Annotated in this window: 16 protein-coding genes; all 16 read left to right on the plus strand. The window is 36.6% G+C overall.

The annotated features are described in order from the left end of the window. Positions 1 to 245 precede the first annotated feature (245 nt). Positions 246 to 2,321 (plus strand): NEAT domain-containing protein, encoded by a 2,076-nt coding sequence (locus F823_RS0102250; RefSeq protein WP_242821679.1) that lies wholly within the window; start codon positions 246 to 248, stop codon positions 2,319 to 2,321. Next, positions 2,308 to 3,405 (plus strand): heme-binding Shp domain-containing protein, encoded by a 1,098-nt coding sequence (locus F823_RS0102255; protein ID WP_002843598.1) that lies wholly within the window; start codon positions 2,308 to 2,310, stop codon positions 3,403 to 3,405. The genes F823_RS0102250 and F823_RS0102255 overlap by 14 nt, the downstream gene beginning before the upstream one ends. After that, complete coding sequence (gene isdE, locus F823_RS0102260) at positions 3,398 to 4,318, plus strand: heme ABC transporter substrate-binding protein IsdE (RefSeq protein ID WP_002843570.1); 921 nt, start codon at positions 3,398 to 3,400, stop codon at positions 4,316 to 4,318. The genes F823_RS0102255 and isdE overlap by 8 nt, the downstream gene beginning before the upstream one ends. Continuing rightward, on the plus strand, positions 4,318 to 5,382 hold the full coding sequence (locus tag F823_RS0102265; RefSeq protein WP_002845006.1) for a FecCD family ABC transporter permease: 1,065 nt from the start codon (positions 4,318 to 4,320) through the stop codon (positions 5,380 to 5,382). Before isdE ends, F823_RS0102265 begins: the two co-directional genes overlap by 1 nt. Further along, positions 5,372 to 6,136: an ABC transporter ATP-binding protein gene (locus tag F823_RS0102270; protein ID WP_002843601.1), complete on the plus strand. Its 765-nt coding sequence runs from the start codon at positions 5,372 to 5,374 to the stop codon at positions 6,134 to 6,136. The genes F823_RS0102265 and F823_RS0102270 overlap by 11 nt, the downstream gene beginning before the upstream one ends. Before the next feature lie 127 nt (positions 6,137 to 6,263). Further along, positions 6,264 to 7,739 carry a cell wall-binding repeat-containing protein gene (locus F823_RS0102275; RefSeq protein WP_002845004.1) on the plus strand — a complete coding sequence of 492 codons (1,476 nt, stop codon included), beginning with the start codon at positions 6,264 to 6,266 and terminating at the stop codon, positions 7,737 to 7,739. Positions 7,740 to 7,985: 246 nt separating this feature from the next. After that, on the plus strand, positions 7,986 to 9,326 hold the full coding sequence (gene rpoN / locus F823_RS0102280; RefSeq protein ID WP_019595336.1) for an RNA polymerase factor sigma-54: 1,341 nt from the start codon (positions 7,986 to 7,988) through the stop codon (positions 9,324 to 9,326). A 154-nt stretch (positions 9,327 to 9,480) separates the two neighbouring features. Further along, a complete protein-coding gene (locus F823_RS0102285; RefSeq protein ID WP_002845002.1) occupies positions 9,481 to 10,425 on the plus strand; it encodes an NTP transferase domain-containing protein in 945 nt (314 codons plus the stop codon). A 6-nt stretch (positions 10,426 to 10,431) separates the two neighbouring features. Next, entirely contained in the window at positions 10,432 to 10,998 is a 567-nt protein-coding gene (locus F823_RS0102290; RefSeq protein ID WP_002845001.1) for a histidine phosphatase family protein, read from the plus strand. A 6-nt stretch (positions 10,999 to 11,004) separates the two neighbouring features. Then, on the plus strand, positions 11,005 to 12,033 hold the full coding sequence (locus tag F823_RS0102295) for an XdhC family protein (protein ID WP_002845000.1): 1,029 nt from the start codon (positions 11,005 to 11,007) through the stop codon (positions 12,031 to 12,033). Then, entirely contained in the window at positions 11,999 to 13,066 is a 1,068-nt protein-coding gene (locus tag F823_RS0102300) for a molybdopterin-binding protein (RefSeq protein ID WP_019595337.1), read from the plus strand. The genes F823_RS0102295 and F823_RS0102300 overlap by 35 nt, the downstream gene beginning before the upstream one ends. Before the next feature lie 22 nt (positions 13,067 to 13,088). Continuing rightward, positions 13,089 to 13,562: a cyclic pyranopterin monophosphate synthase MoaC gene (gene moaC / locus F823_RS0102305; RefSeq protein WP_021935209.1), complete on the plus strand. Its 474-nt coding sequence runs from the start codon at positions 13,089 to 13,091 to the stop codon at positions 13,560 to 13,562. After that, on the plus strand, positions 13,550 to 14,536 hold the full coding sequence (gene moaA, locus F823_RS0102310) for a GTP 3',8-cyclase MoaA (protein ID WP_019595339.1): 987 nt from the start codon (positions 13,550 to 13,552) through the stop codon (positions 14,534 to 14,536). The genes moaC and moaA overlap by 13 nt, the downstream gene beginning before the upstream one ends. 59 nt (positions 14,537 to 14,595) lie before the next feature. Next, complete coding sequence (locus tag F823_RS0102315; protein WP_002844996.1) at positions 14,596 to 15,531, plus strand: MOSC domain-containing protein; 936 nt, start codon at positions 14,596 to 14,598, stop codon at positions 15,529 to 15,531. Positions 15,532 to 15,698: 167 nt separating this feature from the next. Further along, positions 15,699 to 16,574: a molybdate ABC transporter substrate-binding protein gene (gene modA, locus F823_RS0102320; protein ID WP_002844995.1), complete on the plus strand. Its 876-nt coding sequence runs from the start codon at positions 15,699 to 15,701 to the stop codon at positions 16,572 to 16,574. A gap of 53 nt (positions 16,575 to 16,627) precedes the next feature. Further along, on the plus strand, positions 16,628 to 17,311 hold the full coding sequence (gene modB / locus F823_RS0102325; RefSeq protein WP_002844994.1) for a molybdate ABC transporter permease subunit: 684 nt from the start codon (positions 16,628 to 16,630) through the stop codon (positions 17,309 to 17,311). Positions 17,312 to 17,320: the final 9 nt, after the last annotated feature.

The following is a 17,320-nucleotide window of genomic DNA, read 5'->3' on the forward strand; positions in this document are numbered from 1 at the left end:
AGAGAAATATTTCTCTTGTCTTGTTTGTTATATACAAAAATAGGACTCTTATACCACTTTAAACAAATTTTAAATAAAAACCAAAAATAGCTAAAATATTGCCAACATATTTTAATTGATAATACCTATCTATTATGTTAAACTAATATTGGGAATGAAATGATACTGAGAATTTTAATCAATACAGAATCATGGATAATAGTGAGTACGTATATATAAATTATGGGGAAATAAGGGTGAAGATTATGTTTGTAAAAAGAGATATTAAAATTATTAATAGATTTATACTGGTTAGTCTATTGATAGTATCTGTATTATGGTCGAATTTATTTGTTTCAACAAGTAGGGCAGAGACTATGAAAGATGGGAATTATAAGGTGCCTATATCCCTTATACATAAATATGAAGACAGAAAATCAATGGGTAATCCAGCTATGACACAATATGGAATACTTTCTGTGAAAAATGGAAAAGCAACTATGAAACTAAGGTTTGTTGCTCTTGATTTTATGGGCTATAGAGGTTTTTTGGGTGAGTTTTATGTAAAGGGGCAAAAAGTTAAAGAATTAAGTCATTACGATGACATAGATGTATATAACAATCCTTCTACAGGTAAAGATAAGAGAATGAAGGGCAAGAAATATCCAAAAGATCTTGAGTTTGAAGTAAACGTAGGAGAACAAGATATACCTGTAGCCGTTTATGTTCCGGTTATGGAAGAGGTTTCGGGAGGCAATGGTGGCGGTCAACAGGAAGCCAAACTTAGGGTTGCTTGGGACAAGTCTGCAAAAGTTGGTTCTGACTCATATGATGGTTTAGATTCAAGCGCACCTAGTCCTCCAGTTAACAATGGTCCTTCAGAACAAGATGATACAGACAGTATATATTCACCAAAAGACAAAAGAAACCTTCCTCAACTTGAAAAAGGAGAAGACTTAAAGTTGGAGGATGGATTATATTCTCTTGTAGTAAATCTTCACCATGAAAGAGAAGATAAGCCTTCTATGGGTAACGGAGCTATGGTCCACACTGCCAATATAGTAGCCAAGAATGGTAAATATACAATGCTGATAGGTAGCGATAAGATGGAAGTACAGGGGATAATAGCATCATTGGTATCCTTACAAATACGAGATGATAATGCCTATTATAGGTTTGCTGAGCCCCATGCTTTTGACCTAGTGATACCAAACGAGCAGGATAAGAGACCTAGGGTGTTTAGCTTTGATATAAGTAGAAAAGACCCAATGATATATGTAAAGGTAGACCCAAAGGTAAAGCCTATGGGAGAGATACCTGTAGGAGCTAGGTTTAAGTTTGATTGGTCTAGTCTAAAGAAGATTGATCAAAAAGATGCCTTACTATACAATCTGATGAAGACGGGTACTCCTAGAAAGAAATTCAATCCAAATGAAACTATTATAAAGAAGACTGATATATTTGAGCTAGTAGCCAAGCCAGGTTGCTTCAAGGACAATATAAAGTTTAAGGTAGATACAGTAACTGGGGGCAACGACTATACAAAGGTCATGAAGACGTTTGGTAGATCTTCTAGTTTTGTAATATATAATTTTAAGGTTGAAAATGATTATGGGGTTCCTCAAAAGCCATCCAAGCCGATAGAAATAAAGCTTAAACTGCCATCTAACATCAAAAATCCAAAGGCTGTTTATGTGTCGGACATGTCTGATGTAAGTATAAAGACTAGCAATGGATATTCAAATCTTAATTTGAACAAGCTTGGTCAAGTGGCTATTGTGTCTTCTGATGGTGGTCCAAATAGGGCTAGTACTAGGGATAAATTTCCAGGTCTTAACAAGAAAAGTAGTGCAAGTACTGGCGCTAGATCTTCAAACAATAGAAGTGGTTCTTCTGATAGGAAGAATTCAAATAAAAGTCATTCATCTGGCAATAAAGCAAAAAGTAAAAAAAACAATAGTGAAACTAGTTCTGGTTCTAAATCATCCAATAGTGAATCAACATCAACTAGTGATCCAAGTAAAGGACTGATAAATGAATCGACTAATTTTGATCAATCTACAAGTGAGGATGAACCTAAAGAAGAGAATAGTACAGATATCAAAAAACAAAAATTTGAAGCCAAAGAAAATCCAAAGGTTATATTTTATTCCTTGTTAATAATTATAAGTATATTAGCTGGTTCTGCTTATTCATATATAAAAGTAGCCAAGAAGCTTATTTATGAAATAAAGTTAAGTAAAAAGTTAGACAGTGAGTTATCAAAAAATATATTTAAAAAAGACACGGTAATTGGCTCTTGGTTGGACAGTCTACAGGGAGGTAGAGATGAAAATAAATAGAAAATTTAATACTATACTACTTGCCCTTGTCATGGTATTTATTGCATTTACAACCAATGCCAAAGCTGGTGAAGTATATACTGCTGTTGCTAGAGGTTATTACGACCATCCAGTTACCCATGTAATTGAAGATCCAGGCAATAATCCAGGCATAGGTGAAGGTATGGTAAACAATGTTGTATATGGGGTCGCCTTGATAGAAAAAGATGATGACGGTAAGTTATATGCAACAGTCAGGTATAACCTTAGGGACAATATTAAAGATGTTGTCATGTGGGTTCAAAATAGGGGGGATAGTGGTTTTTCCCAAGTACCTGTAAAAGAAATATCAAATGGTGGTACTACAGGAGATTTCAGATTTGAGATTCCATCTGCTGATTGTGTTGTTAAATCAAGCTTTTTTGTAGAACCTATGGGAAGGGCAGTTATATTTTTTGTGGACTTTGATGACTTACAAGAAGGTGGCGGTAATGGATTCAAGGTAAGTGTAAAAACAGACAAGCCTGTAAAGAATGAAGATAGGGTAAACGAGCATACAAAGGAAGTGAGTGCTCCAACTAGTTCTAGCGTACAGGCTGCCACAAGGAATAGTGGTTCTAAGAGTAATACAAGCTCAACTAGTGCTAATTCTAAAGCCAGGTCAGAAAATAATAAGTCACACAAAAAGTCACATGACAATAATAAAAAAATAGGGGATAGATCTAATAAGACAGTCTCTGGTCTAAAATCATCAAACAAGAGTCTTGGTAAACCAGTTGGGCCTCCAAGCTCAGGAGACGAGAAAGAAAGGATAAATCAAGCAGACCTAGGTTATAAGCATGGTTTGCTTACCAACAAAGATTTCGATGATTCGCAGACACTTGTTGGTACATCTCAAAAGGATGAAAAAACACCATGGGGACCTTTTACAAGGGCATTATTTACAATTATTATAGTCATGATAGCTATATTGCTTACAATTGTTATGTTGGGGGCTATAGGAATAGCTGTCTTATATAAGTACAAGAAAAGAAAAAACATGGAATTAGAAGAGATTCTAGTGTCTAGTAATTCTGATATGATCGGTGGTGGTATAGATGACTAGACTAGGTAAAAAATTGGTCCTAGTAGGCCTTGTTTCACTACTTAGTATCGTATTTACTGCCTGTGTTGACCAGCATCCTGGTGGCAAGGATGGTCAGATAGAGTCTCTTAGCCAGATACCTCAGATAGATAATCCAAGGATAATAGCTACATCTCCTGCTACAGTGGAGATCATGGATGGGCTAGATGTTGATTTGGTTGGGGTGCCAGACAGTAAAATCTCCAAATTGCCCAAGAGATATGATTCAGCTACCAAAGTGGGTATGGCTATGTCACCGGACATGGAGATTGTAAAGGGATTAAATCCAGACTGGGTATTTAGCCCGGTCAGCCTCGTGAGTGACCTACAACCTAAATATAAGAATGCTGGACTTAGGTATGGTTTCTTAAACCTAAACAATATACCAGGTATGTACAAGTCCATATCTGACCTTGGTGTAGTTCTTAATAGGCAGTCAGAGGCTGAGAAGATGGTAAAAGAATACGAAGATTTTATGAAGGAATACAAGGAGCGTCACAAGGACAAGAAGAAATTAAAAGTTTTAGTTCTTATGGGATTGCCGGGATCCTATGTAGTTGCAACAAATCAATCATATGTAGGATCACTGGTAGAACTTGCAGGAGGTCAAAATGTATTTGAATCAGATACAGACCAGTTTATAAATATATCTACAGAGGATATGTTGAAGAAAAACCCTGACCTTATATTGAGAACCGCTCATGCCATGCCTCAAGAAGTCATGAAGATGTTTTTGGATGAATTTAAAACAAATGACATATGGTCGCACTTTGAGGCTGTCAAAAAAGATAGGGTATATGACTTAGACTACAAGAAGTTTGGTATGTCTGCCAAGTTTAACTACCCTGATGCCCTTGAAGACCTAGACAAAATTTTTTATGGGGGTGATAAATAGTGGAGTGGTCTAATTTTAAAAATGGATTACTTAGAAAGATATTAGACAAGGATACAAGAGGTTATGCTGTAAATACAAGGAAAAAGACAGTGGTGTTTTTAACAACTTCTGTTTTATTGATACTATTGTTTTTTATAGCTATTAGAACAGGTAGCATAGATATAAGTTTTTCTAAGCTGATGTCAGGTCTTTTTGTAAAGAGAAATCCTGATGTTGCTACAATTTGGGACCTAAGATTTCCTAGAGTAATAATAGCTATGTTAGCAGGGGCTGCTATATCAACATCTGGAGCCCTTTTGCAGTCAGTGATGAAAAATCCTCTGACAGACCCAGGTATAATCGGTATATCATCAGCAGCATCCTTTGTTGCAGTGATAATAAGTTCATTCTTCCCAGCTATGTATTTTTCAATACCTTTTTTTGCTGTTCTTGGAGGACTTGCTGCCTACTTGTTGATATACCTTCTAGCTTGGGATGGTGGAGCCAACCCAGTGAAATTGATACTTGTGGGTGTTGCCCTTAATATGACTTTTTCAGGCCTGTCTGAATTTTGTAAGGCTTCAGTTGGCAAGGGGGCGAGCCTGTCTAGAGTCCAATCTATAGTAGAGGGCAATATAGCCCAGAAAACATGGGCAGATGTAAATCTCCTATTCTGGTATGTCTTGATAGGACTTATAGTTGCATTTCTGCTTGCTAAAAAGTGCAATGTCCTATCTCTTGAAGATAAAACTGCAAGGGGTCTTGGTGTGAATGTCGATAGGGATAGATTTATAGTTGCGATTGTGGCAATAGTTATAGTAAGTATATCTACAGCCACAGTTGGTGTAATAGGCTTTTTGGGGCTTATTGTCCCTCATATAGCCAAGTTATTGGTTGGTAGTGACCACAAGGTTAAACTACCATATACAATGCTCTTGGGTGCAGTTATGCTCTTACTATCCGATACAGTAGGTAGGGCTATGTTTGCCCCATATGAAATACCTGCAGCAATTATATGTGCTGTAGTAGGTGGTCCATTCTTTATACTATTACTTAGAAGAGGGGGAGATAGTTTTGGAAGTTAAGAACTTAAGTTTTTCATATTCGAAAAATTCGCCCCTAATCCTAGATGATATATCATTTAAGATATCAGATGGCAAGATTACAACCATACTTGGACCAAATGGTTGTGGTAAGTCTACTTTATTTTATTTGATGACCAAAAACCTAGAGCCCAAGATAGGGGAAGTGACCCTTGGCTATAGAAGGATAGATTCTATGACCAATAGGGAGTTTGCAAAAAAGGTGGCTATAGTCCACCAGTACAACAAGGTTGCCAATGATATAACAGTAAGACAGTTGGTCAGTTACGGACGTACTCCATACCAGGTGATGATGAAGGCTAAGTCTGAAGATGATGAAAAAATGATAGATTGGGCAATGGATGTTACAGACCTTGGACCCGTTAAGGATAGGACAGTAAACTCGCTATCAGGTGGTCAAAAGCAGAGAGTTTGGATAGCTATGGCTCTGGCTCAGGGTACTAAGATATTATTTTTGGATGAACCTACAACATACCTTGATATCAAGTACCAGTTGGAGACCCTAAAGTTGATAAGAAACTTAAATAGGGACCTAGGTATTACCATTATAATGGTCCTACATGATATCAACCAAGCAATGTACTATTCAGATGAAATTATAGGTTTAAAAAATGGTAAGGTCCTTGTAAAGGGGGATGCCAAAGAGGTTATAACAGAAAAAGTAATAGAGGACTTGTATGGTGTACACCTGAAAATTATTGACCTTGATGGTGAAAAAGTAATAATGAATGTTTAGAAATTAATCTTGACAGATATCAAGCAATATTGAGGACAAAGATAATTGATTATAAATACAGTATGTATTTACATATAAAAGAATTTAAAATATTAATGTATAGTTAACAAAATTGGGAGGTAGAACTATGAATAAGAATTTTAAGACAATTATGTGTGCTACAATGGCAGTGGCTTCAGCTACTAGTGTGGCTGGTTTTGCAGGTAATATAAGCGCAGATGAAGTTGCAAATGCAGCTGTAGAATATAGCGTGCCTGTTTATCTAAAGCATGCAAATGAAGATAAGAAATCCATGGGTAACAAGGCTATTGTTGGAAATGCCAAGGTTATTGAAAAAGATGGAAAGTCTACTATATACATACAAGTAAAGGGTCTTAGCTTTATGGGAATGTTTGGTCACCTATGGGGCATGAACGTATATGAATCAGGTTTTGATAGTTCTACTAAGCCAGCTATAGTAGAAAAGATGGTAAAAGACAAGGGACTAGATGGTAAGGATAGAGACTTCCCAAGCATAATTAAGATAGAGAGAAATGCTCAGAAGGAAGATTCAATATACATAAATGTTGAAGTTGATGCTATGGATGCTATTGCATCAGATGGAGCAAGATCATATGACAAGATCAAAAAGGGAGCAGGAACTCAGAAGGCAATAATAAAACTTGACTACTCAAAGGCTAAAAAAGTAGGCGAAGAAAAGCCAAGTACAAATGCCCAGGTAAGTAGAATAGCTGGTAGCAATAGATTTGCTACTGCTGCAAAAATAAGCGAAAGTACTTATCAGTCAGCTGACACAGTTGTACTTGCAAATGGTAGAAAAGAAGCAGATGCCCTTGCAGCAGCACCACTAGCAGCACTTAACAAGGCTCCAATCCTACTTACAGAAGCTAATGTGTTAAAGACTGAGGCTGAAAATGAAATCAAGAGACTAGGCGCTAAGAATGTAATTATAGCAGGTGGAAATGGGTCTGTATCACCTCAGGTAGAAGCAAAGCTAGTAGCTATGGGTCTAAAGGTAGAGAGAATTGCAGGAAGCAACAGATATTCTACATCTTTAGCAATCGCCCAGAAAGTTAGGGAAAAGTCTACAAACAAAGACCAGGCAATTCTTGTAAATGGTAAGCAGTCAGCAGATGCCCTAGCAGTATCATCACTAGCTGTAAAGGATACTACTCCAATAGTTCTTGCTGAAGCCAACAATATACCAGCAGATACACTAAAGGCCCTAGATTCTTGGTCACTTGCAAGACTTACTGTAGTAGGCGGAACAAACTCTGTTAGTGATTCAGTGAAGTCATCTGTAAAGGCAAAAGAATCTGTAAGAATAGCAGGTAAGAGTAGATATGCTACATCAGTGGCAGTAGCTAAGGTTGCTTATCCAGAAGCCAAGTCACTTATGGTAGCAAATGGAAAGATAGCAGCAGATGCCCTAGCAGCTGGTGTTGCTACTTCAAATATGAATAGCCCAATTGTACTTGTAGATGGGGTAAATTCAAATCCTGAACTTAACGCATTTGTAAAGGCCAACCAGATAGAGAAATTAATATTAGTTGGTGGTCAGACTAGTGTTTCAGATTCAGTAGTTAAAAATATATATAAGTAAAAATTCTATATTTTGTAGGCTATGCACTATAGTGTTATTTATACAATAATTAATAGTATATAAATAGTCATATTAAAAGAATTTATGCTGTACAATAGTTCTTAAGTAGTCCCCTGTGTATTGATTTACAAGGGGATTATTTATTTGGTATACTATTTATGATTATTAGGATAAAATTGTATAACAAATTATTTGGTAAATGGGTTATAATGATAGAGGGCAGTCAGGGATATTAGGGAGGTAAAAATGATTTCAAATAAAATTCAACAAACACAAACATTGAAACTCAATATATCCAATAATTTGGTGCAATCACTTAAGATACTTAACATGGGTAGACAAGAGCTGGAAGAGGAATTAGAGAATTTTTCTCTTTCAAATCCTGTCTTAGATGTTGAAATAAAGAAAGATACAATCGACTGGGAGAAATACTTTAAAAACGAAAGAGGGACTATTAGTTACGATAGGAATGAATCTGCCTATCAAGATGACTCAGACTATGATTTTGAGAATATGACTACAGACTATGACAGTCTATATGATAGTTTGCATGGCCAAATAAATATTATTAAAATGGATGAGTCAAAGAGGAAAATATGCCACTATTTGGTAGATAGCCTAGATGATGATGGATACCTAAGAGAAAAAGAGGAGGATCTAGCTAACAAATTTGGTGTAGACAAGTCAATTGTACTGTCTGCTATAAAAATGATACACAGTTTAGAGCCAGCAGGTATAGGTGCTAGAAACCTTCAGGAGTGCATTATTCTTCAGTTGAGGGATAGGTATATATTCGACAAGCAGTTGGAGCAAATGGTCCTAAATGACCTAAACTTAATAGCTAACTCAAATATATCTTATCTGTCATCTCGTTACAAATTTACTAGGGATGAGGTCATGGAATATATCAATATTATTAGGTCTTTGGATCCTAGACCAGCTCAAAAATACGCTAGAACAAATATAGTGTATGCCTTTCCTGATGTAATTGTGGAGTACCAGGATGGAGAGCCTATGGTAAAGTCATTTAAAGAACGTAACATAAGTTTATCTATAAACCAGTATTACAAGGATCTTCTTTTGACAAGTGATGATGAGGAAGTAAAAAAATACATAAAAGAGAAGTTGAATTCAGCTAAGAGTATGATAAATGATATTGAAGAAAGAGGTAATACAATAGTATCTATTTCCAATGCTATAATAGAGTTCCAATATGATTATTTTAAGAATAATGGAAGGCTAAAGCCTATGACTCAGGCTGATATTGCAGACAAGCTTGATTTACACATATCTACAATCTCAAGAGGGGTAAACGACAAATATATGCTGACAAACAAGGGGCTGTTTGAACTAAAGAGGTTCTTTACAGGTGCTTACGAGTCTAGGGATGGTGAGGATATATCTACGGATACTGTAAAAGATGAGATAAAGACGATAATAGATGGTGAGGACAAGCGTAAACCTTTAAGTGATTCAAAGATAGAGGGTATGCTTAAGGAAAAGGGCTTTGATATAGCCAGAAGGACTGTATCAAAATACAGGGAAGAGCTAGGTTACCTAAGTTCTTCAAAAAGAAAAAATATATAGTTTATAAAATGGGACATAGCCATGCTTATGTCCCATTAATTTTTATACGAATACCAACTGAATATATTTACAATAAATTTTAATCGTGATATAATTAAAAAGGGTTAGTTATTTAAAAAACGAACGCTATAATAATTGTTTGGAGATAAAGCTTATGAAAAAAACAGGAGCTGTAATAGTAGCGGCTGGATTATCTTCCAGAATGAAGGCATTTAAACCTTCCCTGCCTTTTGGAGATTCTACAGTAGCCAACCACACAATAACTAAGTTGAAGAAAATGAATATTGACCCGATAACTGTGGTAGTTGGTCACAGGTCTGATGAACTCAAGAAAAGTATATTCTATGATGATATCAGATATGTTAAAAATGAAAAATACTCACAAACACAGATGTTTGATTCTGTGCTCCTAGGTGTTAACGATGTTATGAATTTGTGCGATAGAATTTTGATAATGCCTATGGATCTGCCTGCCATTTTAGAAGAGACATTGAAGAAGGTTTTGAGTATTGATTCTGAATTAGTGAGAACTACATTTAATGGTCAACCAGGCCATCCCATCATCGTATCTAATGAATTCGCCAAATCATTAGTTAATTACAGTGGTGTGGACGGCTTGAGAGGGGCCATGGAAAACTACGATTCACCTATAACAAATGTTGAAGTGGATGATGAGGCTGTGTATTTTGATATAGATACACCAGAAGAATACCACGAACTAATTGAATGGAATTATAGGAGGGGAAACGGTTATCCAGTTGGTCCGCAAGTTGAGGTCAAGCTTAAGGCTAGAGAGGTTTTCTTTGATGAAACTGCATGTAGCCTATTGATTAATATAGATTTACATAAATCAATACAACAAGCTTGTTCTAGTGTTGGTATTTCATATTCAAAGGGAAGTAAGATTATTAAGGATATTGAGAGAGAGCTAGGTTTTCCGGTTGTAGAAAAATGGACTGGGGGAACTGGCGGTGGTGGTTCTTCGCTTACTAGAGAAGGTATAAGACTAGTTGAAAATTACTCGAAGCTAATGAGTGAGATGCGTCAAGAAATGGAAAAGAAGTACAAAAAATATTTTGCGATGGGATTGAGAGTTTAGTAGCTTATGAGAAAATTATATCTTGTTAGACACGCATACCCAGACTTTAAAGATGATATCAAGCTCTGCATTGGTAGGACTGATATAGATATTGGAGAGCGTGGAATAGATGAAAGTAAAAAATTGAGGGATTTTTTTTCTAAAAAGGATATATCCTGTATATATTCAAGTCCCTTGACGAGGTGTATTAGCACTTCAAAAATAATTTCTGATGGAAATATAGAAATAAAAATAGATCCAGGACTCATGGAGATTGACATGGGAGAATGGGAAGGTATTCCCCTAAAGGACATAGTCAAAGAACTAGGAGATGAACCCTTAGGGGGAGAGAGACGTTTAGACGCCTTAGATAGAATGGAAAATACCCTTTTGAATATAATGAATAATTCTGAGGGAGATGTTATTTGCCTTGCACATGCAGGGGTTAATTGCGCCTTTGTTGCAAGGGCCACAGGTTCTGATATAAGAACTTCAAGAGCTATTAAGCAGCCATATGCATCATACAACTGTTTTGAGTTTGTTGATGGCGAATTTAAGTGTTTGGAAATTGGGGTCGTTCCCAAGGGAGATTAAGATAATATGAAGAAGTTTTTTGAGTTGTTAAATGATGAATTGATGGCCGGTAGAGATGTTACTATGGTCAGTGTTACTGCTAGTTCTGGCTCAACACCAAGGGGGGCAGGAGCCAGGATGATTGTAGGAGAAAAAGGGAGAATATATGGGACAATTGGTGGCGGTGCTGTCGAGTACCTATGCCAGCAAAAGGCCCAAGAAGTTCTAAAGACAAAGAAATCTTTTAATGAGAGCTATATGCTTAGACAAAATCAAGTACAGGACCTAGGTATGATTTGCGGTGGTGATGTAGCTTGTTTTTTCCAGTATATATCAGGTCAAGACGAAAAGATAAAAGAGATGGTAAAATTCGTTTTGGATGGATTTGAAAAAGATGAAGATATTTGGATGATAATGGATATAACTGATGGCGATAAACCCTCAATGGGAATTGTAAGGGGAGACGGCAAAAAATCAGGTGATGAATATCCAAAACAAGTACTAGAACACCTAGATAGAAAATCAAGAAAGTATAAGCTTGATTCAAGTGTGTATTTTATTGAAAAAATCAACCAAAATTCGAAGGTATATATATTTGGTGGAGGACACGTAGCCCAACAGCTAGTACCGACACTTCACAGAATTGGATTTAACTGTATAGTCCTTGAAGATAGGGTGGACTTTTCTAAAAAGGAATTATTCCAAGGAGTAGTATCTACCAGGATAGTCGATATGCAAGACCTGTCTGACCTATGTGAAGAGATAAGCGAGAACGACTATATATGTATAATGACTAGGGGCCACAAGGATGACTATATTATCCAGCGTCAAGTCCTAAAGACACCAGCCAGATATATTGGAGTTATAGGTTCTAGGAGGAAAACTGCGGGAGTAATGGAAAAGCTTAGAAATGACGGTTACAATGACGAGGACTTGGCAAGAATAACAGCACCTATAGGCATTCCTCTAGATGCTGAGACTCCAGCAGAGATAGCTATCAGTATTGCAGGACAATTAATAAATGAAAGGGCAAAAGATAGACATGAAGATAATTAAAACAGTAGACGCAGAGGGAGCAGTCCTTTGCCATGATATAACACAGATTATAAAGGGTGTAACAAAAGACACTGTCTTTAAAAAAGGGCATGTAGTAAGAAAAGAAGACATACCAGTCCTATTGAGCGTAGGAAAGGATAACTTGTATATTTGGGAAAATGACGATAATATGCTTCATGAAAATGAAGCAGCAGAAATTCTCTGTTCCCTATGTATAAACGATCATATGAATCGTACAGGCCCTAAGGAGGGTAAGATAAACTTATCTGCTGACTGTCATGGACTATTAAAGATAAACAGAGAAGCCCTAAAGACTGTCAATAGTTTCGGTCAAATGATGATAGCCAGCATACACGGCAATTTCCCTGTCCACAAGGGGGACAAGATAGCTGGAACAAGGATTATACCTCTAGTTATAGAAAAAGAAAAAATGGAAAGAGTGAGAGACCAGATAAATAGTATGACATCTGGCCAGCCTATATTTGAGATAAAGGAATTCAAGGGTAAAAAGGTCGGTGTAGTTACAACAGGAAATGAAGTTTTCTATGGAAGAATCAAGGACACATTTACTCCTGTTATAATAGACAAGATAGCTGAGTTCGGTGGAGAGATGTTTGAACATATTGTCCTTGAAGATGATGATAAGAAGGTTACAAAGGCCATATTAGAATTGATAGAAAAGAGAGCAGACATGGTCGTATGTACTGGTGGTATGAGTGTAGACCCAGATGATAAGACTCCTTTGGCCATTAAAAATACAGGTGCAGATATAATATCTTATGGAGCTCCAGTCCTTCCGGGTGCAATGTTCTTGCTTGCCTATTATGGAAAAAATGGTAGTGATAAGACTATTCCAATCCTTGGGCTTCCAGGATGCGTAATGTATGCCAAGAGAACTATATTTGACCTTATACTACCAAGGGTTATGGCAGATGATGAGGTTACAGCAGAAGATATAGCAGAGTTAGGTGAAGGTGGACTCTGTCTTGAATGCGATGTATGTGTATTCCCTAAGTGTACATTTGGTAGATAGTATTGTTGAGAATGGAGAAAATATGAGCGATTTTACACATTTTGATAAAAATGGCAATGCCATTATGGTAGATGTCAGCCACAAGGATGAAACCCTTAGAGAGGCTATTGCAGTTGGTAGCATAAAGATGTCAAGGGATTGTTTCCTAAAGGTTAAAGAGGGAGATATGAAAAAAGGAGATGTCCTTGGAGTTGCAAGGGTAGCTGGAATTATGGGAGCAAAGAAGACTTCAGACTTGATACCGCTTTGCCACATCCTAAACTTGAGCAAGGTGGAGATTGACTTTTCCCTTGATGAAGAGAACTATAAAATAACAAGCACTTGTTGCGTAAAAACTCTTGGTCAGACAGGTGTTGAAATGGAAGCCCTAACAGGGGTAAATATATGCCTTTTGACAATCTATGATATGTGCAAGGCCATAGACAAGGGCATGGAAATATCAGATATCAAACTCATGAAGAAAACCGGTGGTAAGAGTGGAGTTTGGGAAAGGTAGAGATTATCTTGATAGATTTATTTAATAGAAAGATAGATTACATGAGAATTTCTATTACTGATAGGTGCAATCTCCGTTGTAGGTACTGTATGCCAGATGGGATAGACCTATGTTCGCATGATGATATTTTGTCTTTTGATGAAATACTAATGGTCTGTAGGGAGGCTATCAAGCTTGGCATAGTGAATTTTAAAATTACAGGCGGTGAACCACTTGTCAGGAAAAATTGTCATGAATTGATTAGGAAGATATACGACCTAGATGGGGTTAATGAAGTAACACTGACAACAAATGGTGTCCTACTTGGCCAACAATTGGACAGGCTTGTTGAGGCAGGTGTTGGGTCTATAAATATAAGCCTTGATACCCTTGATAGGGAAAAATATAAGCAAATTACTGGTTTTGATGAAATCGATAAGGTATTTGAAGCTATAGAAAAGTCTATAGAAAAGGGTATAAGGGTCAAGATAAATTCTGTCCTACACGATGAGGACTATTCAAAAGATTTTATTAGCTTGATTGATTTTGCTAGGAGATACCCTATAGATGTTAGGTTCATTGAGATGATGCCAATAGGTCTTGGAGCTGAATCTATGTTAGTATCAAATGAAGATTTGAAAAAGATACTAATGGATACATTTGAAAATGTCACTAAAGACAACAAAAAGCATGGAAATGGACCGGCTGAATACTATAATATAGACGGATTTAAGGGGGCAATAGGCTTTATAAGTGCAATACATGGCAAGTTTTGTGATTCTTGCAATAGGATTAGGATGACATCAACGGGTGACATCAAGTCCTGCCTATGCTTTGACAAGAAGATAAGTTTGAAAGATGCCTTGAGGGAAAAAGATCCTAATAGAGTTTATGACATGCTTGTAAACAGCATATTAGAAAAACCTGAAATGCACTCTTTTGAGGACAAAAATAGCATAACAGAATTAAAGAAAATGACACAGATAGGTGGATAGAACTAGAATATATAAGTTCAATCTAGAATATAAAAGTTTGATTAGGAAGGAATAGCAGTATGGCTAAAATAATAGGGATATGTACAAGTGAAAAGAAGGGCACTCAAAAGACTGAGGTTGAAAGTGCGGTGCTTGTGGAAAACCACGGTATAGAAGGGGATGCCCATGCAGGCAAATGGCATAGGCAGGTGAGTCTTCTTTCGTATGACAAGATAGAGGACTTTAGAAAAAGAGGAGCCAATGTCGAGCTTGGTGCATTTGGAGAAAACATAATAATAGATGAGTACGATTTTAGGTCAATGCCAATAGGTACTAGGTTTAAAATAGGAGATGTAATACTAGAGTTGAGCCAGATAGGTAAGGAATGTCATTCACATTGTGCAATATTCCACGCAGTTGGTGACTGTATAATGCCTAGAGAGGGTGTATTTACAGAGGTAATAGTCGGTGGAGAGATAAGAGTTGGTGACAAGGTAGAACTTATACCGGCTGATCCTAATAGACCTCTTACAGCAGCTGTTATAACAGTGAGTGACAAGGGTTCAGTAGGCCTGAGAAAAGACGAGAGTGGTCCTATAATCACAGAAGGTCTAAGGGAAAATAACTTTATAGTAAAGGAAGAAATAATAGTCCCAGATGAACAACCTATTATAGAAAAACAGTTGATGAGGTTGGCTGACCAGAGACAGGTAAACCTGGTAATAACAACAGGTGGTACAGGTTTTGCCCTTAGGGATGTTACTCCAGAAGCTACAAATGCAGTATGTGATAGGATGGCAAATGGTATAGCAGAGGCTATAAGGGCATATTCAATGCAGTATACAAAGAGGGCTATGTTCTCTAGGGCTGTCAGCGGAATTAGAAAGCGTACTCTTATAGTAAACCTACCAGGAAGCCCAAAGGCTGTTACAGAGGCACTTGAATTTCTCCTACCAAACTTAGAGCATGGACTGGGTATACTAAAGGGAACAGCAACTGAATGTGCTAGGAAATAAGATAAATTTTCGTGTATAGGGCTTAAAACCAAGTTTTAATATTTATATGTATAAGGCTTAAAATCAAGTTTTAATGCTTATATGTAATCGGCTAAATATACATAATGAATAAGAACTAGTAATCAAATAAAGTGAATTAATAGTTGTAAAAGAATTGGAGGATCAAAATGAAAAAATTATTCAAAGGAAAATTAACAACAATCTGCTTTTTATTATCTATGGTTTTAATTTTAACTACGACAATGACAGCCTGTTCAAAAACTGAGACAAAAAAAGAAGAACCTAAAAATGTGAACTTGTTTATAGCTGCCAGCCTAACTGACGCAGTAGGAGAAATAGTAAAGGACTTTGAGGCTGAAAATGAAGGCGTAAAAGTAGTGGTGAATGCCGATAGTTCTGGCAAATTAAAGAGTCAAATTCTAGAGGGGTTTGACTGTGATATATTCTTGAGTGCCTCTACTAAGGAAGTTGAAGAACTAAAAGAGAAAGGTTTGATTGTAGAAAATTCTACTAAAGACCTTTTGGAAAATCAGTTGGCTATCATAGCATCTAAGGACTACGATGGTCAGGTAAAGGGGCTAGAAAATATCAAAGATGCCAAGAGTATAGCCCTACCATACGGAAGTGTTCCAGCTGGTTACTATGCTAGAAAGGCCCTAATAAGTGAAGGAATTATAAAGTCTGTAGCCAAGGATGCTGATAAGGCGACTATAAAGGCAATTGAAGGAAATGTAGTTTCACAAGCCTTAGGTGGACTTACAATCAGTGAAAAGGACAATGTAAGCTCAGCCCTAAGCGCTGTTGCAGAAAAGGCTACAGAAGTTGGATTTACTTATGTTAGTGATGCTAAGAGAAATGAAAATGTCAAGGTTATATCTAGAATAGACCTTGAAAAGACAGGAAAGATTAAGTATCCTATAGCAAAAATTAAATCTAAAAAAGATAACAAGGATAGAGAAGAAATAATAGAAAAATTATACCAGGCCCTAGCAAGTGATAAGGCAAAAAAGGTATATGTAAAATATGGATTTAAGGTTGATTAATTCAGAAATTGATGCTGTTGATATTGATCTTTAAATTGAGGAGCGATTGAACATTGGAAAATTTAGTTGAAATATTTACAAAATTGGATTGGAGTCCCTTGATTATATCTATAAAGACAGCAATCGTAGCTACGATAATTTCTTTTTTCATCGGAGTGTATCTCGCTAAAAAAGCCATGTCTTTTAGTAAAAAAAGAAAGGCTTTTTTAGATGGGGTCATGTCTTTGCCGATGGTATTGCCACCTACTGTAGCCGGCTTTATCTTGCTTATAGTATTTAGCAAGAGGAGATTTTTGGGGAGCTTCCTACTTGAAAACTTCAATATATCAGTTCTTCAGACATGGTTAGGATGTGTTATTGCTGCTACTGTGATTGCCCTACCTCTTATGTACCAAAATGCTAGGGCAGCTTTTGAACAAGTTGATAAAAATCTGGTATATGCAGCAAGAACCCTTGGGATAAGTGAAAAAAAGATTTTTTATAAGATTTTATTGCCTGTTTCAAAGCCGGGGCTAATGTCAGGTTCTATTTTGTGCTTTGCAAGGGCTATGGGAGAGTACGGTGCAACTTCTATGATTGCTGGAAATATACAGGGAAAAACAGGAACTATTTCACAGACAATAGCTATGGTGATAAATGACGGTAATTATCTGAAGGCCGGTATTTGGGTAGTAATAGTTTTGATAATATCTTTTGTCATAATTTATTCTGCCAATGTAACAATGAGTAAAAAGTAACCGTATTTG

Source organism: Peptostreptococcus anaerobius VPI 4330 = DSM 2949, from assembly GCF_000381525.1.
Lineage (GTDB): Bacteria > Bacillota > Clostridia > Peptostreptococcales > Peptostreptococcaceae > Peptostreptococcus > Peptostreptococcus anaerobius.